This is a genomic window from Azospirillum sp. Sh1 (assembly GCF_008365135.1).
GTDB classification, from domain to species: Bacteria; Pseudomonadota; Alphaproteobacteria; order Azospirillales; family Azospirillaceae; genus Azospirillum; species Azospirillum oryzae.
Genome location: NZ_VTTK01000008.1, coordinates 1 through 20423 on the forward strand (window position 1 = coordinate 1; position 20423 = coordinate 20423).

The 20423-nt window shown below is 67.8% G+C and carries 23 protein-coding genes; 11 read left to right on the forward strand and 12 right to left on the reverse strand.

Features of this window, described 5'->3' with window-relative positions:
• Positions 1-147: 147 nt before the first annotated feature.
• A complete protein-coding gene (locus tag FZ029_RS10165) occupies positions 148-1035 on the reverse strand; it encodes a LysR substrate-binding domain-containing protein (RefSeq protein ID WP_149269151.1) in 888 nt (295 codons plus the stop codon).
• Between the two features lie 118 nt (positions 1036-1153).
• Between FZ029_RS10165 and FZ029_RS10170 the strand changes: the two genes are divergently transcribed.
• Complete coding sequence (locus tag FZ029_RS10170; protein WP_149269152.1) at positions 1154-1906, forward strand: sulfite exporter TauE/SafE family protein; 753 nt, start codon at positions 1154-1156, stop codon at positions 1904-1906.
• A 708-nt stretch (positions 1907-2614) separates the two neighbouring features.
• Complete coding sequence (locus tag FZ029_RS10175; protein ID WP_149269153.1) at positions 2615-4015, forward strand: replication initiation protein; 1401 nt, start codon at positions 2615-2617, stop codon at positions 4013-4015.
• A gap of 70 nt (positions 4016-4085) precedes the next feature.
• On the opposite strand, the gene FZ029_RS10180 is transcribed toward FZ029_RS10175, so the two are convergent.
• Both FZ029_RS10180 and FZ029_RS10185 read right to left on the reverse strand, forming a co-directional pair.
• A complete protein-coding gene (locus tag FZ029_RS10180; RefSeq protein ID WP_149269154.1) occupies positions 4086-4604 on the reverse strand; it encodes a DUF2442 domain-containing protein in 519 nt (172 codons plus the stop codon).
• 54 nt (positions 4605-4658) lie between these two features.
• Positions 4659-4877: a DUF4160 domain-containing protein gene (locus FZ029_RS10185; protein WP_247892245.1), complete on the reverse strand. Its 219-nt coding sequence runs from the start codon at positions 4875-4877 to the stop codon at positions 4659-4661.
• Positions 4878-5145: 268 nt separating this feature from the next.
• On the opposite strand from FZ029_RS10185, the gene FZ029_RS10190 reads away from it, so the two are divergent.
• Complete coding sequence (locus tag FZ029_RS10190; protein WP_149269155.1) at positions 5146-5823, forward strand: hypothetical protein; 678 nt, start codon at positions 5146-5148, stop codon at positions 5821-5823.
• Positions 5824-5937: 114 nt separating this feature from the next.
• Here the strand turns inward: FZ029_RS10190 and FZ029_RS10195 are convergent, their stop codons facing one another.
• The 4 genes from FZ029_RS10195 to FZ029_RS10210 all read right to left on the reverse strand — a co-directional run bounded on the left by FZ029_RS10195 (position 5938) and on the right by FZ029_RS10210 (position 10067).
• Entirely contained in the window at positions 5938-6708 is a 771-nt protein-coding gene (locus tag FZ029_RS10195) for a hypothetical protein (RefSeq protein ID WP_149198842.1), read from the reverse strand.
• Positions 6709-6865: 157 nt separating this feature from the next.
• Positions 6866-7291: a DUF350 domain-containing protein gene (locus FZ029_RS10200; RefSeq protein ID WP_149198841.1), complete on the reverse strand. Its 426-nt coding sequence runs from the start codon at positions 7289-7291 to the stop codon at positions 6866-6868.
• A gap of 25 nt (positions 7292-7316) precedes the next feature.
• Positions 7317-9158: a DUF2491 family protein gene (locus tag FZ029_RS10205; RefSeq protein ID WP_247892246.1), complete on the reverse strand. Its 1842-nt coding sequence runs from the start codon at positions 9156-9158 to the stop codon at positions 7317-7319.
• A 126-nt stretch (positions 9159-9284) separates the two neighbouring features.
• Entirely contained in the window at positions 9285-10067 is a 783-nt protein-coding gene (locus tag FZ029_RS10210; protein WP_149198839.1) for a lysophospholipid acyltransferase family protein, read from the reverse strand.
• Positions 10068-10227: 160 nt separating this feature from the next.
• Here FZ029_RS10210 and ftsE point away from each other — a divergent pair, with 160 nt between their 5' ends.
• From ftsE to FZ029_RS10230, 4 genes are all read left to right on the forward strand, one after another.
• A complete protein-coding gene (gene ftsE, locus FZ029_RS10215; RefSeq protein ID WP_149269157.1) occupies positions 10228-10947 on the forward strand; it encodes a cell division ATP-binding protein FtsE in 720 nt (239 codons plus the stop codon).
• A 4-nt stretch (positions 10948-10951) separates the two neighbouring features.
• On the forward strand, positions 10952-11845 hold the full coding sequence (locus tag FZ029_RS10220) for a hypothetical protein (RefSeq protein WP_149269158.1): 894 nt from the start codon (positions 10952-10954) through the stop codon (positions 11843-11845).
• 10 nt (positions 11846-11855) lie between these two features.
• Entirely contained in the window at positions 11856-12500 is a 645-nt protein-coding gene (locus FZ029_RS10225) for a YdcF family protein (protein WP_149269159.1), read from the forward strand.
• Between the two features lie 138 nt (positions 12501-12638).
• Positions 12639-12806, forward strand: coding sequence for a hemin uptake protein HemP (locus tag FZ029_RS10230; protein ID WP_083897402.1), 168 nt, complete (start codon positions 12639-12641; stop codon positions 12804-12806).
• A 90-nt stretch (positions 12807-12896) separates the two neighbouring features.
• Here the strand turns inward: FZ029_RS10230 and FZ029_RS10235 are convergent, their stop codons facing one another.
• Complete coding sequence (locus FZ029_RS10235; protein ID WP_149269160.1) at positions 12897-13097, reverse strand: cation transporter; 201 nt, start codon at positions 13095-13097, stop codon at positions 12897-12899.
• A 430-nt stretch (positions 13098-13527) separates the two neighbouring features.
• On the opposite strand from FZ029_RS10235, the gene FZ029_RS10240 reads away from it, so the two are divergent.
• The 4 genes from FZ029_RS10240 to FZ029_RS10255 are packed head-to-tail and all read left to right on the forward strand — an operon-like array spanning position 13528 to position 17047.
• Positions 13528-14919, forward strand: coding sequence for a GntP family permease (locus FZ029_RS10240; protein ID WP_149269161.1), 1392 nt, complete (start codon positions 13528-13530; stop codon positions 14917-14919).
• Between the two features lie 2 nt (positions 14920-14921).
• The gene (locus tag FZ029_RS10245) at positions 14922-15581 is read left to right on the forward strand and encodes a 3-oxoacid CoA-transferase subunit A (protein ID WP_085091945.1); all 660 of its coding nucleotides are present in this window, start codon (positions 14922-14924) and stop codon (positions 15579-15581) included.
• A gap of 17 nt (positions 15582-15598) precedes the next feature.
• On the forward strand, positions 15599-16252 hold the full coding sequence (locus FZ029_RS10250) for a 3-oxoacid CoA-transferase subunit B (RefSeq protein ID WP_149198832.1): 654 nt from the start codon (positions 15599-15601) through the stop codon (positions 16250-16252).
• 6 nt (positions 16253-16258) lie between these two features.
• Positions 16259-17047 (forward strand): 3-hydroxybutyrate dehydrogenase, encoded by a 789-nt coding sequence (locus tag FZ029_RS10255; RefSeq protein ID WP_149198831.1) that lies wholly within the window; start codon positions 16259-16261, stop codon positions 17045-17047.
• A gap of 71 nt (positions 17048-17118) precedes the next feature.
• Here FZ029_RS10255 and FZ029_RS10260 read toward each other — a convergent pair whose 3' ends face one another.
• The 4 genes from FZ029_RS10260 to FZ029_RS10275 all read right to left on the reverse strand — a co-directional run bounded on the left by FZ029_RS10260 (position 17119) and on the right by FZ029_RS10275 (position 20415).
• Positions 17119-17499, reverse strand: coding sequence for a ribbon-helix-helix domain-containing protein (locus FZ029_RS10260; protein ID WP_149269162.1), 381 nt, complete (start codon positions 17497-17499; stop codon positions 17119-17121).
• Between the two features lie 107 nt (positions 17500-17606).
• The gene (locus FZ029_RS10265) at positions 17607-18317 is read right to left on the reverse strand and encodes a Crp/Fnr family transcriptional regulator (protein ID WP_149198829.1); all 711 of its coding nucleotides are present in this window, start codon (positions 18315-18317) and stop codon (positions 17607-17609) included.
• Positions 18318-18394: 77 nt separating this feature from the next.
• Positions 18395-19147: a TfuA-like protein gene (locus FZ029_RS10270; protein ID WP_149269163.1), complete on the reverse strand. Its 753-nt coding sequence runs from the start codon at positions 19145-19147 to the stop codon at positions 18395-18397.
• Complete coding sequence (locus FZ029_RS10275) at positions 19144-20415, reverse strand: YcaO-like family protein (protein ID WP_149269164.1); 1272 nt, start codon at positions 20413-20415, stop codon at positions 19144-19146. The genes FZ029_RS10270 and FZ029_RS10275 overlap by 4 nt, the downstream gene beginning before the upstream one ends.
• Positions 20416-20423: the final 8 nt, after the last annotated feature.

A 20423-nucleotide genomic window follows, 5' to 3' on the forward strand; every position in this document is an offset into this window, starting at 1 on the left:
CACCGCAAAAACGACCGCCAGACCGCCAACTCAGCCTCAAACTGGCCGAGCCCTGAAAATCCCGGACAGCAGTGCGCCTTCGCGGGAATGACGGTCGAAGGAAGCTCGTGATGAGATCCGATACGTAGCATAAAAACCCACGACCTCTCACCCCACCTCCGCGCACACCGCATAGAGCCAGTCGCGGAAGGGCGCCAGCCCCGCATCCTCGCGGCGGGAGGCGCGATGGACCAGATACCAGGAATGGACCATCGGCACCGCCAGCCCGAACGGCGTGGCGAGCCGCCCGGCGGCGATGTCGTCCAGAATGTAGAGCCGGGGCGCCAACGCCACCCCGACGCCGTCGATGGCCGCCTGCAAGGTCATGGCATAGCTGCCGAAGGACAGCCCCCTTATTCCCGAAGCCGCCGCCGGATCCGCCACCCCGGCGGCGGCCAGCCAGCGCGGCCAGTCCTCCCCCCAATGCGACACATGCAGCAGGGTGGCGCCGGCCAGATCCGCCGGCCCGCGCAGCTCGGCCGCCAGCCGCGGCGCGCAGACCGGCTGCAGGCTGGAGGAGAACAGCCGCTCCGCCTCATAGCCCGGCCACTGGCCGTCGCCCAGCAGGACGGCGCAGGTCCAGTCGTCGTTCATCGGCGCCCCCGCCCCGCCGGTGGCGATCCGCACCTCGATCTCCGGATGGGCGAGATGAAAGCTCGACAGGCGCGGAATCAGCCAGCGCACCGCCACCGTCGCCCCCATCCCCACCGTCAGCACCGGCCCGGCCCGCATCGCCGACACCTGTTCCACCCGCCGGGCGATGCCGTCGAAGGCTTCGGTCAAGGCCGGCTGCAGCGCCCGGCCGCGTTCGGTCAGCACCAGCGCGTTGGCCCGCCGGTCGAACAGGGCGAAGCCCAGCCGCTCCTCCAGCAGCTTCACCAACCGGCTGATCGCGGCCTGCGAGACATGCAGCTCCGCCGCCGCCGCGGTGAAGCTGCCATGGCGGGCCGCCGCCTCGAACGCGCGCAGACCGTTCAGCGAGGGCAGTCGGCGCATGCGTCCATCCTTACTTGACCCAAACTTTTCCTGGGCCTCAGCATCGAACAATGCCGTTTGCGGCGCAACCGCGCGCGTGCGAGTTTTTCCGCATCATCTCTGACATTCGGGCTCCGTCATGCTGACGCTTCCGCTGATGGTGGGGCTTGGCCTCACCGTTCTCGTGACCTCGTTTCTGTCGGGCCTGTTCGGCATGGCCGGCGGCATGGTGCTGATGGGCCTGCTGCTGATCCTGCTGCCGGTGCCGTCGGCGATGCTGCTGCATGGCGTGACCCAGTTCGCCTCCAACGGCTGGCGGGCGTGGCTGTGGCGCCGCCATGTGGTCTGGCCGATCATCCTGCGATTCGCGCTGGGCGGCTCCGTGGCCGGCCTGCTGTTCGCCCTGGTCGGCGCCGTGCCCGACCGTGCGGTGTCGCTGCTGATTCTTGGCCTGACGCCCTTCCTGGCGCTGGCCATCCCCGCCCGCTGGGCGCTGAACGCGCAGAAGCCGCTGCATGGCGTGCTGGGCGGCTTCCTCTGCATGGGGATCCAGCTGCTCGCCGGAATCTCCGGACCCTTGCTCGACGCCTTCTTCATCCGCAGCGCCATGACCCGCCAGAGCGTTGTCGCCACCAAGGCCGCCATCCAGTCGGTCGGCCATCTGGTGAAGATCGCTTACTTCGCCCCGCTGGTGGCCGGCAGCGCCGACGAGACGGTGGAGTGGACGGTGATCCTGCTGTCGATCGCCATGGCCCTGCTGGGCACGAATCTCTCCCGCCGCGTTCTGGACCGCATGAGCGACGCCCAGTTCCGCCTGTGGAGCCGCTATCTGGTGATGGGAACCGCCGGCGTCTATCTCGGCCAGGGGCTGTTCCTGCTGGCGGCACATTAAAAAATTATTTTAAATCAAAAACTTAATCAATTCCCTCTTCCCATCCTTACTTCCTGGGGGCCGGATCCCGCCCCATTGCCGCTGATGAGCCCGCCCATCCATCCTTACGGCTTGGGGGCGGGCTTCCTTACATCCTGGGGGCGGGTAGGCCCTTGAGACTCCTGACACGCCCCAGAATCGGACTCTCAACTCTGCAGAATCCCGTCATCCTTACCTCTCGGGGGCCTGGATCCGGCATCGGGTGCCCCCAAGCCGTAAGGATGGCGCTTGCCCACCGACCCCCGAACAGCAAAAATGCCTGAATGCCCCCAGGCAGTAAGGATAGAGCAGGTCCCATAAGGCCCCTCCGGTGACTCGAGTCGGTCCGATTCGCGGCATGCAACCCTCCCGACCGGCCTGTCCGGCTGAGATTCGCATCTGGGAAGCCTTGGCAGATCCGGCACTTAGCGGGCGCTTGCCTCTCCCTTTCCCTTTTAAGAGGATTCGTCGGCGCGAATCCCTAGGGGAGTCCGCGAGTCGCATCGAATCTTCCTTACAGGGTGGGGGAAACAGCCTTACCGGGTGGGGGCGAGTCGCACACCCCCCGGGGCGTAAGGGTTCCGCCCCCAGGATGTAAGGATGATCGGGATTCTGCGGCGCGACCCTTTCCTTACTTGTTTTTGGGGTAAGGATTGATTTAGCCTCGCTCGATTTCGCGGGAGGAAGGCGATGGCGGGTACGGGGCGCAGGAAGGCGCGCGGTGCGGTGGCGGAGGAGTCCGTCCCGTCGGACGCGGCTGCGCCCACCAAGGCGAACACGGCCAATACGGCGAAGACCGCCGCCCCCAACCTCGTCGTGCTGGGTCCGGAGGATCTGGCCGGTGGCGCGGTGATCGACGGCGACGGCGCGGCGGCCACTCTGCCGGCGGTCGGCACCGAATCCGCCGCCCCGGTCGCCGGCCTGACCGCCCGCGTCGCCAGCGCCACCTTCGAGCGCGACGGCTACAAGCATCTGATCAAGGCGGCGGAGGCGGTCTACAGCTATCCCGCCAACGGCACGCGCCTGTCGCTGCCGGCGCAGAAGATGCTGAACTTCATGATCCATCTGGCCGGCAGCCAGAACTTCGCCAACAAGCTCTACCGCCTGCCCAAGCGGGTGGTGCGCGGCAACCACAAGGGCAACGAGCGCATCTTCGACGCGCTGAAGGAGATCTTCGACTCCAGCCTCGTGGTCATCGGCCCCTTCCGTGGCCGCCGGTCGCGCGCCGAGCTGCGCATCCTCTCCAGCTATGTCCGGCCGGAGGAGGAGGAGGACAGCGACGCCGCCGACATCCATTTTCAGTTCACCGACGCCTTCCTGGAAATCCAGCGCTCGTCGCAGCTGTGGGCCAAGCTGTCCGGGCCGGCGATGGTCAAGGTCACCAGCACCTACGCGCTGAAGCTCTACGAGATCGGCATGCAGCGCTACCAGATGGACTATCCGTCGCTGGAACTGGACATCGACACGCTGCGCAAGCTGATGAACGTGCCGGAGGGTGCCTACAAGGATTTCGGCATCCTGCGCACCCGCACCATCGACCGCGCCATCGCCGAGGTGAACCAGCTCGCCCCCTTCCGTGTCAGCATGCCGGAAGACAAGATGAAGCGGAAAGGCCGCAAGATCGAGGCGGTGACCCTGGATTTCCTCGCCAAGGACGAGGAGGAGGCGGCCGAGACCTATCTGGAGCGCGAACGCCACAGCGCCGGCCGCCGTGCGCGGCGCATCGGCAAGGTCGACACCGTCGCCCCTGCCGATCCGGTGGAATCCGGCCTCGCCGATCTCGGCCCGCTGCCCGACGCCGACGACGTGACGGCCCTGTGGGCCGCCGTCCTCCACGCCCTGAAGGGCAAGGTCCCCGCCCCGCTGCTGGCCGAACTGGAGCCGGACCGGGTGGAGGAAGCCCCCCAGGGCGGCCGCCGCCTCGTCCTGAAAGCCAAGAACGCCGCCGTCGCCGACACCGCCCGCATGAACCACTGGCCGAGCCTGAAATCGGCCCTGTCCTCCCTCACCGCCGGCATGATCGAGGACGTCGCCTTCGAGGTCGCTGCCCGCAAGCCGAAAGCGGCGAAGGTGACCTCCCCCGAGACGTAAGGATTGGGGGGCGGCTGCAGGAGAGGCGGATTGTTGTTCAGCTGTGACGACGGCTCGCCGATAGCTGCCCCTATTCGGCTGCCGCCGGCGGACGGCCGGGCCGGCGGGGGCGGTAGCGGGCGGCGAACAGCAGCGGGTCGCGGCTGAAGGCGCGGCAGACGATGCCGAGCATGGCCGGCACGGCGGTGGCGCCGGTGCGCCAGTTCGACCAGGTGTTGACATGCACCCCCACCAGATCGGCCGCCTCCTGGTTGGACAAATCGTGGCGATCCTGCCAAGCGATCAGCTCGGGCTGACCGAAGGGGCGTTGCTGTTCGGCCAGCAGGGCGAGGTGCATGCTGTCGATGGCCAGATCCTCGTCGCCGTTCCACTCCACCGTGGTGGCGTCGACCAGGCGGGCGGAGGCGAAGACGGTGGGGTCGCGCAGCTGGTGGAAATAGGGGTGTCCGGATTCCAGCCAGCCGGTCAGGTCAACGCGGTCGGCGCGGCCGTCGTCCCAGGTCAGCGCCAGGACGGCACCCGCGGCCGGCGCAACCGCGGCGAGCCGCGGGATCGGGCGGGGGCCTTGCGGCAGGACGGGCGGGATCATGGGCGCGCCTCCTTTCAGGCGAAGGGGATGTTGGGTTCCAGGCGTTCCACTCGCTCACCAGCCGGTCCTTGTTGGCGGCGGCCCAGCTCTGGACCTCCAGTTCTGGACCTCCTTGCGGATGGCGGTGGGCAGGTCGCCGGCGATGATCTCGAATGTCTCGATCGAGACCAGGGCTTCGAAGTCGGTGCCCTTGGCGTGGAAATGCGGGGGAAGGTGGTCGTTGCCGAGGACCCGGATGGTCGCCTTTCCGATTGTCGCCAGCTTACCCATCATGCCCCCATCGGTAACGGCTAAATTTGCCCCAAATATTGGGTGTAGGAAACACAATTCTTGTGTGAAATCGCGAAACGGCGGGATGAACACTCTTGCAACGCTCCCACGCGAAGCCGCACGGAATCAGCGGTTTACACTCGCGCAGTGACCGGCCCCAGAATAACGGCCCGACGCATTGCTCGCAGCGGATTTCGCAAAAATACGCCATGAGCGGATAATTTTCCTATAACCTCTCCGCGACCGTCCCATCATCCTGCGGAGCGACGCCATGGCCCTCGACAGCCGTACCCTTCAGAACGACCATTTCCCCCTCTGGGCCGAAGAACCGCCGGTGCCTTCCGAAGGCTCGCTGGTCCCCGGTTCGCAATTCCATGAGGAACAATGGATCATGGCCGCCGGCATGCTGGCGCGCGGCAGCAGCTTCCTCTATGTCGCCCGCGCCATGGGCTGCAGCCGCACCACCCTGTGGCGGGCCTATTACGGCTCCAAGGATTTCCGTCACAGGGTCTGGTGGGAGCGGCAGGCCCTGAGCCGCGAGGCCGACCTGCGCCTGTCGTCGCTGCGCAGTCTGGTCGTCGAGCAGATCGAGCGGCTGGTTTCCTCCGGCGATCCGTCGACCGTGCGCTGGCTGGCCGACCGGCTCGGCATCCTCGACGGTCTCGCCGCCCAGCCGGCTCAACAACCGCAAACCCGGCAGCCGTCGGAAGACCTGTCCGCCGACCCGTCTGCCGACATCGTCCCCGAACTCGACGACGACAGCATCCCCGGTGCCTTCCGGGAACGCACTGCGCCCGATCCGCGCGCCGTCGCCGCCATCCTCGCCCGCCCGGAATCGACCGGGCCGAAGGGCGTCTATCCCTGGACCCTCAACCCCGACGATCCCTACCCCAACCTCGGCTCGGCGCTGGAGCGTCAGGGCGGAAAGGCTGCCTTCGGCCGTCTGTAAGGCCGGCAGACGGGCCAACGGCCAAATGGAACAGCCGCCGGAAACCGTTCCACGCTGTTCCATCCCCCAGGAGGTAAGGATCGGCGGAGTCTCCCCCCGCCGATCCCGTCACCCTCAGCCCTGCTTGGCCTTCAGCGCCGCCAGACGGTCGGACAGGCTGGTCGGCATGGTCTTGCCCGACGCGGCGGCCAGGGCGGCGGCGATGTTGGGGTCTTCCTTCTCCGGGGTCGAGGGGTGCAGCAGCTTGGCTTTGGCCTTGGCGGCCTCGGCGGCGGCCAGATCCTTGGCGGCGGTGTCCTGCATCGCCTTCAGCGCGACGGTCAGGCCGCTGGTCGCGCCGGCGAGGCCGGCGGCCTGTCGGGCGGCTTCGGCCTGACGCTCGGCCATGGCGCGCTGCTGGTCGGCGCGGCCCATGTCGCGCTGGGCGCGGGTCAGCTCGGCGCGGGCGGCCTTCAGCTTGGCGCCGGCGTCGGCATAGTTCTTTTCCAGCATCTCCAGGAACTCGCGGGCCTCGACCGCATCGCGGACCTCGCGCTCGATCTCCGGAGCCATCTCCTCCAGCATGGCGACGACGGTCTCCAGGCTCTTTTCCAGGGCGGCCTTGCGCGACGGGTCGGTCTCGGCGTCGATCTGGCGCTGCAGATGCTCGGCCGCGGCCATGCGCTGGTTCGACAGCGCCTTGATCGCGTCGGCTTCGCGCTGTTCGCGGTCATGGATGGCGCGGGCCTCCGCCACCTGACGCCCCAGACCGTCCAGATGCTGCTCCATGGTCCGCAGCTCCGCCTCGGTCGCGGACTTCGGATCCCAGCGCACCAGCGCCTCCATGGCGCCCTGGACGGCCTGGTCGGTCTTGACACCCATAAGGTTGCGGATGAAGGCAAGCATGGCTGATTCCTGTCGAAGAAGGGTTGTTGGAGGCGCCCCCCTCGCAACGGGGCGACGGACGCTTCGCCTGCACAGATGGGGAGGGGACGATCCCGGAACCAGACCCCCATCCTTACCTCCCGGGGGAGATGGTCCGGCCTTCCTTGACCCGCCCCTGCTATCCGGCCATGGCGGCGGCGTTGATCAGCGCCACCCCAAGCTGGACGCCGACCAGCGCCGCCGCCGACGCGACGTTGCCCGATTCGATCTGGCCGCGCAGGTCGCGGATCAGCAGGGTCGCCACGGCGAAGGCGACCAGCTGCAGGATCACCGCCACAACGCCCCACAACAGGATGTCCAGCACGAAGGAACTGGTCGCCAGCGTCGCCGCCAGCGGAATGGCCAGCGCCACGATGGACCCCGCCAGCGTCAGGCCGCCGGCGGCATTGCCTTCCGCAACCAGCCGGCGCTCGTCGAAGGGGGTGATGCGGGTGTAGACGGCGACGCCCGCCACCAGCAGCGCCAGCGCGGTGGCGAGCTGGACCAGCAGCACCGGAAGTCCGGTGCCGAGCGCGGTCAGGATGGAACCGAAGGTGCTTTCCATGGGGCCGGCACTCTTGTCGTGTGGGTTAGGACAGGGAGAGGGAGGCGGGATTCACGTCGATGCCGGCGGCGATCTCGACCGACGCGCGGCCGGACCGCTCCACCGCCTCCACCAGGATGTATTCGGTGGCGGGCGCCGGATCCCCGGCGTTGGTCGGGGCGCCGTACAGCATCGACTGGCTGACCACCGTCTCGGTCCCGCGCAGGGTCTGGCGCGCCTCGCTGAGGGTGAAGGGCTGGATGCGGCTGGCGCCCGGCTGCCAGATGCGGGGATAGAGCTTGCCGTCCTTGGTCTGGAACTCCGGCCAACCGATCATCCCCTCCGCATCGTCCAGCCAGAACCCCCACTCGCCCTCGTCGGACGGGGTGACGCTGTCGATCGGGGTGAAATAGCGGCACTCGTCCGGCTGCCCGTCGGGGCCGAGATGGATCTGGAAGAAGCCGCCGCCCGGAAGATGCAGGCGGTAGACGGTGGCCGGGCCGGAGGTGACGGTGCCGACCGCCTCGATCGACACCAGCCGGTCGGTGCCGGTGTCCGGCGCCTTGACCTTGGTGGCGCTCTCCGCCAGCAGGAAGGGCGTGGGGTCGATGGTGACCGTCATGCCCAGCCGGAACAGCGACGGGCTGTAGGTCTTGCCGCTGAGCTTCTGGTTCACGTAATTGCCGATCGTTCCGAACAGGGGCACGTCCGATCCTCCCTTGGAGCCAGAGCCCTTGGAAACAGGACTGTTGGCGACTGGACCCGATTTTGGTGGCGCATCCATCCGGCGCCGCGCCCGCCACAGCAGGAACAGCACCGCGACGCCGAGCAGCAGCAGGCCCCACCACCAGAAGCCGTGCCCGCCGGATCCGCGCGACGCCTGTGCCGCGCTGGCGCTGTCCACCGAACTGGCGGAGTCGGCGCGGGCCAGATCCGCCGGCACGTCGGGCGGCAGCTGTCCCGCCTCGCGCGGGGTTCCGGCCTGGGCGGCCACCGACTGGTCGAGCTGGTCCAGCTTGGCGCGCAGCTCCGCATTGTCGCGGGCCAGCCGGTCGGCCTCCTGCCGCCATTCGCGATAGCCGGGGTCGTCGGCGTTGTTGTGGAAGAAGGCGGCATGGCCCGGCCGGGTCAGCGTGTCGAGCATGAACCACAGGAACAGCCCGTCCCAGATGCCGAAGCGGCGCGGCGCGCTGTAGGTGTAGGGCGGCGGGCTCCAGCCGTAACCGCCATAGGGATTGGCCGGCGCCGGCCGGGTGGACGGGGTGCGGTAGGAGGATCCGCCCGATCCCCAGCCCCACCCCCAGCCCGATCCGCTGGAGCCGTTGCTGCGGCCCTGGGTGGAGGCGGCGGGCGGCGGAGCGCTTGGCTGGGCCGGCGGCGTGCGGTCGTTCTCCTGCTTGGTGCGGTAGCGGTTCAACGCATCCGCCGAGCCCTGCTGGCTGAAGCTGCGGTCACCGGCCGAGCTGGGCGGGGCGGCGACCGGCGGGGCACTGTTGCCCGGCCGGGCATAGCCGCCGCTGGAATTGGAAGAACCGCCGGAGAACCAGCCGCCGCCGCTTCCTGTGGAGGGCGTGCGCGGGGCGGAGGGGCGGGTGTAGCCGCCGCTGCCGCCGCCGATGGACGGGGTGCGCGACGGCCGCGAATACCCGCCCGACGACCGGCTGCTGGAGCCGGCACGGGCTTCGGCCTCCGCTGGCGCCAGGGTGACGGCTGCAACGGAGGCGGCGATGGCAAGCGGAGCTGGGGCCGCGGGAGCGGTGAGGATTGCGCCGACGGGGACCGACAGCGGCTGCACCGTCATCAGAAGGGCGACGGCGGCGGCACGCCATCGGCCCGTCCAGCGGTCCTGACGCCGGGTGGGCCTTTGGGGCTTCTCGGTTTGCGTCATCTTCCTCTCGCGCGTCATCCGGAGCCGGTTCAACCGGCCCTTCCGGCGATTCGTTGCGCGAGCGTAGGCAGATACGCGGCCGTGCTCAAGGAATTAACCGTCGTGGCCCGTTGTTGGCGACCGCCTTTACGAAACGGCGGTCACCGTGCGCTTGTCCCGTTCCGGTTCCGGCTGCGACGGGCGCAGGGTCGGTGGGCCGCCGGCGGCGGTGACGAGACGGTCGCTCGCGGCCTCCAGCCGCTCCTCCAGGTCGCGCATCGCCTCGGCGCGCGGGCGTCCGGGCATGATCGGCGGCAGGAATTCCACCACCACCGTGCCGGGGCGCTTCAGGAAGCTGTGGCGCGGCCAATAGAGCCCGGCATTCAGCGCCATCGGCACGATGGGAATGCCCAGGCTGTCATAAAGCACGCCGACGCCGATGCGGTAGGGCCGGTAGGTGCCCGGCGCGACGCGGGTGCCCTGCGGGAAGATCACGATCGGGCGACCCTCGTCCCGCACCGGGCGGGAGTTGCGGATCAGCGACTTGATCGCCGCCCCGCCGGCGCCACGGTCGACCGGGATCATCTTCGCCTTGGCGGCGTACCAGCCCCAGATCGGGATCCACATCAGCTCGCGCTTCAGGATGATCGCGGGGTCCTTCACCAGCAGGTGGAGCTTCATCGTCTCCCAGGCCGACTGGTGCTTGGCCGCCAGCAGGAAAGGACCGTCGGGCAGGTTCTCGCGCCCGCGCACCTCGTAGCGGATGCCGACGAGCGTGCGCTCCAGCCAGCCGACCGTGCGCAGATACCATTTCACGACCGCGACCATCTGCGGACGCGGCAGCAGCAGCATCCACAGCAGGGCGAAGCACATCAGCGCGGTCCAGAGATGGAACGCGATGTTGAAGGCAAGGGACCGGATCCAGATCATGGCCGGCAACTTGTCAGGTCTTCGCCGACTTCTCAAGTATTCCGCGTGGCCAGGGAGGGGACAGGGGGGCATTGCGGCAGGTTGCGGGGCGGGGTGGACTCCGCCCCCGGCCGGGTGCATTGTCCCCGGCGTGGAGGGGATGGCGAGCTGTGGTGGGATCGTGATTCGTTTCGAGAATGTCGGCTTGCGGTACGGCACCGAGGCGGAGGTGCTGCGCGACATCAGCTTTACCCTTCAGCCGGGATCCTTCCATTTCCTGACCGGCGCCAGCGGGGCGGGCAAATCGTCGCTGCTGAAGCTGATGTATCTGGCCCACCGGCCCTCGCGCGGGCTCGTCACCCTGTTCGGCCGCGACATGGCGATGGTGACCCGCCGCGACCTGCCGGAACTGCGCCGGCAGATCGGCGTGGTGTTCCAGGATTTCGCGCTGCTCGACCATCTGTCGGCGCTGGACAATGTCGCGCTGCCGCTGCGCATGGCCGGTACGCCGGAGGCCGACGTGGTCGCCCATTGCAGCGAGATCCTGCGCTGGGTCGGGCTGGGCAACCACCTGCATGCCAAGCCGTCGACCCTGTCGGGCGGGCAGAAGCAGCGGGTCGCCATCGCCCGGTCGGTCATCAACCGGCCGCGGCTGCTGCTGGCCGACGAGCCCACCGGCAACGTCGACGACGGCATCGGCATGCGGCTGCTCTATCTGTTCGAGGAACTGTACAAGCTGGGGACCACCGTGGTGATCGCCACTCACAACGAAGCGCTGATCCGCCGTTTCGACCATCCGCGCCTGCATCTTGACAACGGCCGCCTGATGGTGCTGCCGGCGCGCGGCCGCGTTGAGCTCCGCGCCAAGGATGCGCGGGCCAACGACCCGGCGTGGGAGTAGCGGCATGGCGCTTCGCCCCGTGCGTCCCCGTTCCGACCTGCCGCTGGCGGTCGATCCCTCCTCGCGCTTTCTCGGCTGGATCACCGCGCTGATGGCGTTCCTGGCGGCTCTGGCGCTGGCCGGCGCCATGCTGGTTTCGGACATGGCGCAACGTTGGGACAGCGGGCTGGCCGGCGGGCTGACCGTGCAGGTGGCGCCGATGCCGGGCGCTCCCGTGGCGCCGCTGGACGAGCGGGCGGAGGCGGCGTTGACCGTGCTGCGCTCCACCCCCGGGATCGGGTCGGCGACCCTGCTGAGCGGGGGCGAGATCGCCCGGCTGCTGGAGCCCTGGCTGGGATCGGGTGCTTCCGACCCGCTGCTGCCGATGCCGCGGATGATCGACGTCGTCGCCAATGGGCCGGTCGACGTCGCGGGCCTGCGCCTGCGCCTGACCTCCGCGGCGCCGGGGGCGACGCTGGACGACCATGCGGTGTGGCTGGCCGACCTGCGCTCCTTCGCCGGGGCGATCCGGCTGGCGGCGCTGGGGGTGGTGGTGCTGATCGGCGCGGCGGCGGTGATGACCGTGGTCTTCGCGGTGCGCACCGGTCTTGCCATCCATCGGCCGGTGGTCGAGCTGCTGCATCTGATGGGCGCCACCGACCGCTATGTCTCCCGCCAGTTCGAGCGTCACGTGGTGTCCCTGAGCCTGCGCGGCGGCGGGATCGGTCTGCTGCTGGCCGGCGGCACCATGTATGGGCTGCACCGCGCCTCCCAGGGCCTGCGGGCCAGCCTGCTGCCGGATCTGGCGCTGGAGCCCTGGCAATGGGTGGTTCTGCTGCTGGTGCCGGCGGCGCTTGCCCTGCTGGCCCTGGCGACTGCGCGCTGGACCGTGCTGCGCACGCTGGAGTCGATGCCGTGACGGGGTCGCGATGAGCCTCACCCACCACCGGCAGCGCGGCAGCGGGGTGATGGCGCGGGCGATCGGCCATCTGTTGACCGGCGTGCTGGTGCTGGCGGTTGCCTGGCTGGCCGGTCTGTTCTGGTATGCGGCCGACGTGCCGCGCTCGCCCCCAACCGGCGCCGATGCCCAACGGCCGACCGACGCCATCGTCGTGCTGACCGGCGGCAGCAACCGGCTGGTCACCGGGCTGGAATTGCTGGCCGCCGGGCGGGCGAAGAAGCTGTTCGTGTCCGGCGTCTATGACGGGGTGGAGGTGCAGGAACTGCTGAAGCTCTCCCGCCATTCCCCGACCGAGATGGAATGCTGCATCACGCTGGGCTATTCCGCCGACAGCACCATCGGCAACGCCTATGAGACGGCGGACTGGATGCGCGACCAGGGGTTCCGTTCGCTTCGTCTGGTGACGGCCAACTATCACATGCGCCGCAGCATGCTGGAACTGGCGATGGCGATGCCCGACGTGGAACTGGTCCCCCATCCCGTCGTCGCTCCCACCGTCCATCTGGACGATTGGTGGATGTGGCCCGGCACCGCGAACCTGCTGGTCAACGAATACAACAAGCTGCTGGTGGTGGGCCTGCGCTGGATGGTTCGCAGCGTGGTTCGGGACTGACCAGGGCGATCGGAACGGAGCACTCTAAAAGCGAATGAGAATGACTTGCAATTAAGGTCGAGCGAGGGTAGGGTCCGGTTCAGGGTTCACGCCCGGACATCGCCGACCGCAACGTCCGTCCAGCAAGAAAGACACGCCATGCACGACATCGCCGTCTCTGCTCCCGCTTCCTTCGTCGCCGCGTCCCTGCCGGTGGTCGAGTCCGCCCGTCTGATGTCGGGCAGCCGCGAGATCGTGATCCAGCACGCCGGACAGAGCTACCGCCTGCGCGTGACCCGCGCCAACAAGCTGATCCTGACCAAATAAAAGTCCTTCAACGAACCTTCCGGGAAAACGTCACCGAGAATGGGCGCCGGCCGCATGGTCCGGCGCCCATTTTCTTGTGCCGCCGGTGCCTTACGCCCGGCCCTGCACCTCATAGCCGGCATCCTCGATGGCTTGCCGGATGATGGATTCGTCGGCGTTGCCTTCGACGGCAACCTCGCCGGCCTTCAGATCGACCAGCGCACGATCCACGGCAGGAACGGCTTCCACGGCCTTGGTCACGGTCTGGGCGCAATGGCCGCAGGTCATTCCGGAAACCTTCAATGTCAGCATGGGTCTTCTCCCTTGACGGCGTGTGATGCCCGATTGGGACAGGCTGCGCCTTCCAGCGATTGGAAGGTCAAGCGGCATTCCATTGGCCCGCTCAACCGCCGGCCGCTGGGATCGTTTCACGCCGCGATCTCTGTCTAGAAAATGAGACGAAATCTCAAATAGGAGATTCTTGCCTGCGTTTAGTCTCTGATATGAGACAGCAAACTTGGCTTGCGGTTTTGTGTGCAGTGCAAAAAGTCAGCGGTGTCAAAGGTTTCGCCTGCGACGACTGTGCTCCCTGCCAGTGGCATGACCCTTGCTCATATCGATGCATGCACCCGTAGCCGGGTCCACCACGAGAGGCTGCGCCGGCTGTCTCAGCCGCAATGCCCGGAACCGACATCCAAGACGTCGGCCATCCGAAAAGAACCACCGAGGGAGCATCGTCCAAATGAGTTTCCTGATCTGCTTGGGAGCGCTCGCGTTCCTCATGCTGGTCGCCTACCGGGGCTTCAGCGTCATCCTCTTCGCGCCGGTGGCGGCGCTGGCGGCGGTGCTGCTGACCGATCCGTCCGCCGTGCCGCCGATCTTCACCGGCCTGTTCATGGACAAGATGGTCGGCTTCGTGAAGCTGTACTTCCCGGTCTTCCTGCTGGGCGCGGTGTTCGGCAAGGTGATCGAACTGTCCGGCTTCTCCAAGTCGATCGTCTCCGCCGTCATCAAGCTGGTCGGGCGCGAGCGTGCGGTGACCTCCATCGTCCTGGTCTGCCTGCTGCTGACCTATGGCGGCGTGTCGCTGTTCGTCGTGGTTTTCGCCGTCTATCCCTTCGCGGCGGAGATGTTCCGGCAGGGCGACATTCCCAAGCGCCTGATCCCCGGCGTGATCGCGCTGGGCGCCTTCACCGTCACCATGGATGCGCTGCCGGGCACACCGCAGATCCAGAACATCATCCCCACCACCTTCTTCAAGACCGACGCCTATGCCGCTCCCTGGCTGGGCCTGATCGGCTCGGTCTTCATCCTGACGCTGGGGCTGATCTATCTGGAATGGCGGGTGCGCTCTGCCATCGCGCGCGGTGAGGGCTATGGCGCCGGCCACACCAACGAGCCGGAGCCGGTGGCGTCCGAACTGCTGCCGAATCCGATCCTGGCGCTGTCGCCGCTGGTCGCCGTCGGCGTGCTGAACAAGCTGTTCACCATGGCGATTCCCGGCATTTACGGCGCCACCAGCGAGGTGGCGCTGACCCCCGGCGCCAAGCCGCTGGTGACGCAGGTCTCCGCCGTCGCCGGCATCTGGGCGGTGGAAGGGGCGCTGCTTTGCGGCATCCTGCTGGTGCTGGCCTTCGCCTGGAAGCCGGTGTCCCAGCGCTTCGCCGAGGGCACGAAGGCCGCCATCGGCGGGTCGCTGCTGGCCTCGATGAACACGGCGTCGGAATACGGCTTCGGCGCGGTGATCGCGGCGCTGCCGGGCTTCCTGGTGATCCGCGACGCGCTGTCAGCCATCCCCAACCCGCTGGTGAACGAGGCGGTGACGGTCACCGCGCTGGCGGGCATCACAGGGTCGGCGTCCGGCGGCATGAGCATCGCGCTGGCTGCCATGGCCGACCAGTTCATCACCGCCGCCAATGCCGCCGGCATCCCGATGGAGGTGCTGCACCGCGTCGCCTCGATGGCCAGCGGCGGCATGGACACCTTGCCGCACAACGGTGCCGTCATCACCTTGCTGGGCGTCACCGGGCTGACGCACCGGCAGTCCTACGGCGACATCTTCGCCGTCACCTGCATCAAGACGCTGGCGGTCTTCTTCGTGATCGCCGTCTACTACCTGACCGGGATCGTCTGATCATGAAGAACAAGCTCATATCCCTGGAAGAGGCCGTTGCGCGCATTCCCGACGGCGCTTCCCTGCTGATCGGCGGTTTCATGGCCGTCGGTGGCCCCAACCGGCTGGTGGACGAGTTGATCCGCCAGGGCAAGCGCGACCTGACCATCATCGCCAACGACACCGCCCGGCCCAACAACGGGCTGGGCAAGCTGGTGGTGGAGAAGCTGGTGCGCCGTGTCGTCACCAGCCACATCGGCCTGAACCCCGAGACGCAGAAGCAGATGATCGCCGGCGACATCGAGGTGGAGCTGGTGCCGCAGGGCACGCTGGCAGAGCGCATCCGTGCCGGCGGCGTCGGGCTGGGCGGCGTGCTGACCCCCACCGGCGTCGGCACCACGGTGGAGGAAGGCAAGCGCAAGGTCGAGATCGACGGCGTGACCTATCTGCTGGAAATGCCGATCAAGGCCGACTTCGCATTGGTCGCCGCCAAGCAGGCTGATCTGTACGGCAACCTGACCTACGCTCTGACCGCCCGCAACTTCAACCCGCTGATGGCGATGGCCGGCGCCACCGTCATCGCCGAGGCCGAGGACATCCTGCCCGTCGGCTGCATCCCGCCCGACGCCGTGATGACGCCGTCGGTGCTGGTCGACCACATCGTCACCTCCAAGCCGCGCTGATCGGGGAGTATCGAGCCATGGATGAAAAGACCCTGATCGCCAAGCGCGTCGCGCTGGAACTGAAGGACGGCGACCTCGTCAACCTGGGCATCGGCCTGCCGACCCTGGTCGCCCGCTATGTCCCCGCCGGACGCCACGTGTTCTTCCAATCGGAGAACGGGATCGTCGGCATGTCCGGCCCGATCACCGGTGCGGAGAACCACGACCTGACCGACGCCGGCGGCTCGCCCATCTCGGCCCTGCCGGGGGCGGCGTCCTTCGACAGCGCCCTCTCCTTCGGGCTGATCCGCGGCGGCCATCTCGACGTCACCGTGCTGGGCGGCCTGCAGGTGGACCGCGAGGGGCGGCTCGCCAACTGGATGGTGCCGGGCAAGATGGTGCCGGGCATGGGCGGGGCGATGGACCTGGTCACCGGCGCCCGCCGGGTGATCGTCGCCATGCAGCACAGCGCCAAGGGCGAGGCGAAGATCGTCGAGCGTTGCGCCCTGCCGCTGACCTCGGTCCGCCGCGTCGACCTGGTGGTGACCGACCTCGCCGTCATCGAGCCGACCGATGCCGGGCTCGTCTTGAAGGAAACCGCCCCCGGTGTCACGGTGGAGCAGGTGATCGCCAACACCGGGTGCGAGTTGATCGTCGCTCCGGACCTCCGTTCCATGCCGATCGAAGGATAAAGAAGAATGACCAATCTGAAGGGGAAGGCCGCGCTCGTTACTGGGTCCACCAGCGGGATCGGCCTTGGGATCGCACGGCAGCTTGCGGGCCAGGGCGCCGACCTGATGCTGAACGGCTTCGGCGATGCCGGCTACATCGCCGAGCTGTGCCGGTCGCTCTCGACGGAGTTCGGCGTGCGCGTCGCCCACAACGGCGCCGACATGTCCAAGCCGGAGGAGATCGAGGCGATGGTCGCCGCCGCCGAAGCGGCCTATGGCCGGCTGGACGTGCTGGTCAACAATGCCGGCATCCAGCATGTGGCGCCGGTCGATGCCTTCCCGGTGGAACGCTGGGACGCGGTGATCGCCATCAACCTGTCGGCCGTCTTCCACGGCACCCGTGCGGCATTGCCGGGCATGAAGGCGCGCGGCTGGGGCCGCGTCATCAACATCGCGTCGGTGCATGGGCTGGTGGCGTCGGTCAACAAGTCGGCCTATGTGGCCGCCAAGCATGGCGTGATCGGCCTTACCAAGGTGACGGCGCTGGAACTGGCGGAGACCAACATCACCTGCAACGCCATCTGCCCAGGCTGGGTGCTGACCCCGCTGGTGCAAAAGCAGATCGATGCGCTGGCCGCCTCGCGCAACCTGTCGGTGGAGGAGGCCGGGCGCGAACTGCTGAGCGAAAAGCAGCCGTCCAAGTCCTTCGTTACGCCGGAACAGCTGGGCGAACTGGCGGTGTTCCTGTGCTCGGAGGCCGCCGGCAACATGCGGGGTGCGGCCCTGACGATGGATGGCGGCTGGACCGCCCAATAAGACGGGCGGCTTAACGCATTGGGGGCGGGTCGATAGGCCTGTCCCCAAGAGTCCCGGCTTTTTTTCAGGTGTCAGCTGTCGCTGGTGACCGGGACGATGTCGAAGGGTGTCGCGATGAAGGGGCGGCCCTGGCCATGACCGGCACGCGCATGGCCGCGTTCGGTCGCCGCCTGCCGGAAATAGCCGACGACGAACACGCGCAAGGCATTGGCAAGCGACACGCCGGCCTGGGAAGAGCGGCGGCCCTGCTGCTCCATGCGGTCACGGACGTCGTAGCAGAGTTCGTCCACCGTCAGATCCTCCCGACGGCAGATTTCTTCGAGCCCTTCCCAATAAGACGGCTCCAATCGGATCGTGACATCGCGCCCGGACAATTTGAGCGTGCGGGACGTCAGTGAAGCGACGCCCGTAAATTGATCGACGCGAGATTTGTTATTCCCTTCGCTCGACATGCTCTTAAGCCCTCGTGCTACCCGTGCGATTGCCCCCAACGCATGCACACTATAACGCGACCACAACCCATTTTGGGAACAAAACTTTAGGCAGGTAAGGATTCCCCCTAGGGAACCCGTTCGGGGTCACCGGCCATGTCCTTTAGCAATGCCAGATCATTGATGACGATAAAACCTTTGGCATATGTCACCACTCCTGCCTTTCGCAGGGCGCCGAGGCACTTGTTCACCATTTCACGGGTGACGCCCAGCATGTTGGCCAGGGCTTCCTGCGACAGCGGCAGGGTCAGCCGCAGGCCGGCAGAAGTCTGCTGCCCATAGCTGTCCGACAGCAGCAGCAGCCGGCGGGCAAGCCGGCGCGGCACGTCGTGGAAGACGGCGTCCTCGATGTTTTCCGATACCCAGCGCAGCCGGTCGCACAGCACGACCATCATGCGGGTGCACAGGCGCGGATGGCGTTCCAGGAAGGGGATGAAGTCGGCCCGGTCGATGCGGTAAAGCTCGACCGGCCGCAGGGCGATCGCGGCGGCCGTGCGTTCCCGCCCGTCGATCAGGCCGATCTCGCCCAGGACATCACCGGCTTCCAGGATGTTCAGCAGCATCGTCTTGCCGTCCGCCGAGGAGGTGCGGATGGCGATCTGCCCCTTCAACACGGCGAACAGGCTGTCGCCGGGGTCCCCCTTGTCGAAGATGATCTGGTCGGCATCGAAGCGGGCGATGCGGCCCAGCGTCAGCATTTCCGCCATCTGCCCGGCATCGAGTTCCCCGAGCAGCCGGTTGCGCCTCAGTACCGCCGCAATATCCATCGGCGCGTTCATCCATCCGTCCAGGCACAGTTTCGCGCCGGGCTGGCGGTCATCGCCACCCCGGCGCGATCAGTCTAGCGGATACGCCCTTACATCGCGAGCGGAGCCGCGTCGCGCAGGGCACGTTCCCAAAGGACGGTGCGCTCGAAGTGAAAGCGGGCCTCCGGCGCCGCATCGTCACCCGTCGGACGGCCCAGCCGCCGGGCCATGGTGCGCAGCATCGCCTTGGCATCCTCGCGCTTCTGGTCGAACCGACCCTGCGGCAACCAACTGCGGAACGCCGCCAATTCGGACGCCGGCAGGCCGATATCGCCGCCCAGCCGCAGCATCCGGCCAAATCCGCGCTCGCGGTAGGGCAGTTCCTTGGCGATGGATTCCAGGCGCAGGGCCGTCTCGGCGGTCAGCACCCGGTCGGCCGTCGCGTCGGACAGGGTGCGGCGGATGTTGACCATCGCCTCCGACAGGGAGGTGTAACCCAGCTCGGCCGGGCCGTGGATCACCGCCACCTCGTCGTCATCCTCCAGCCGGCCGTCGCGGAACGCCTCGAAGATGGCGCCGACGCCGACCATGCCGAAGGGATACAGCTCCGCCGCGCGCAGCGCCCCCATGCTGGAGGCGCCGAACACCGGGATGCCGGCATGGATGGCGTAGAGGATTTCCTTGTGCCAGACCGACGGCACGCTTTCAAAAAAACCGTCGATGATGCCGATGGCCGCAGGCTTTTCCGCGCACAGCCGCAGAACGTCGCCCTGGGCGACCGGCGGCAGATAGGTGGCGTCCAGCTCCCGCGCCGCGTCCTCACGCGGAAGGGTGGGGCCGAGAAAGACATAGACGCCGCTCATGCCGCCTTCTCCATGGCTTGGGCGCCGAGCACGCGCAGGCCGCGTTCGCCCAGCAGGTAATCGGGGGATTCGTCGGCACCCTCCAGCCCCGGCACGACGACGCGCACGACGGGGATGCCGAATTCGGGCTTGGTCAGGTCGACCGCCACCGCCTCCTCGATGCCGACGGCACGCAGCCGGTCGAGCTGGTGGGCGAGGTCGGCCTCGATGGTGGGGGCGGTGCTGGTCGGACAATGGTGGAAGGAGCGCCGGCCGGCGCCCTCCACGATCATGGCCTTCCAGCGGGCATGATGGGCAGGGTCGAGGTGGCGCTCATACTCGGCGCGGGGCATGTCGTCGCGGGCGCCGGCGATGAAGGTCAGGCGGCTCTGCGCCGCCTCGGTCAGGGCGCGGGACAGGGCGATCTCGCGCGCCGCATGGCAACCCATGCCGGTGGCCGGGCGGATGGAATGCTGGGGCATCTCCTCGCGCTCGACGATGCGGCAGAGGAAGGCGGGCAGGCCGACGTCGCTGGTGGTCTCCCACACGCCGACGGCGACGCCGGCCGCTTCGAACCGGTCGATCAGCGAGCGGCAGACCGGATCGTCGATGCTGTCAAGGTCGATGCGGGTCGTCGCTTGGCCAATTGGATCCTGCAGGCGCCACAGGGTGGTCGCGTCGCGCTCCACCAGTTCGGTGACGGCGTGGCTGATCGCCTCCACCTTGTGGTTGCCCGACGCCAGCCCGTTGGAGCCGGCCAGGAAGGCGCCGTGGCCGGGGGCCATCGGCACGGTGAAATTCAGGTGGACCATCTCGAACGGAACCCATTTCGGGCCGCCGTTCAGCAAATCCTGCCCCTCGATCCACAGGATGGGGCTGTTGGGGTTGAAGCTGCCGGTCGACAGCCGGGGCAGGCGGTCGACGTCCACCACCGGGTGGGTCCAGCGCAGCTCCTCGAAGCTGGCGAACTTCAGCGGCAGGGTGATGCGTTCGGCGTGATAGCTCTCGATCGACTCCATGACCCCCGACGCCTTGGCGGCGGCGAGCGTCACTCCCTTGCCCTGCGACACCGAAATGGAGCGTGAGTTCGGCCGCGTCACCATCACCACCGGAATGCCGACGGCATCCAGTCCGGTGACGTTGGCGACCCGGGTGATCCCCATGATCGGCAGGAACGGGGCGACCCGTGCCAGGGTCTGTTCGGGCGCCATGACCCGGTGGGTGCCGACCGTGTGGGCCTTCACCGCATCCGAAACGGAGGCTTTGACATCGAGCAGATCGAAGGGCATCGCGGCTT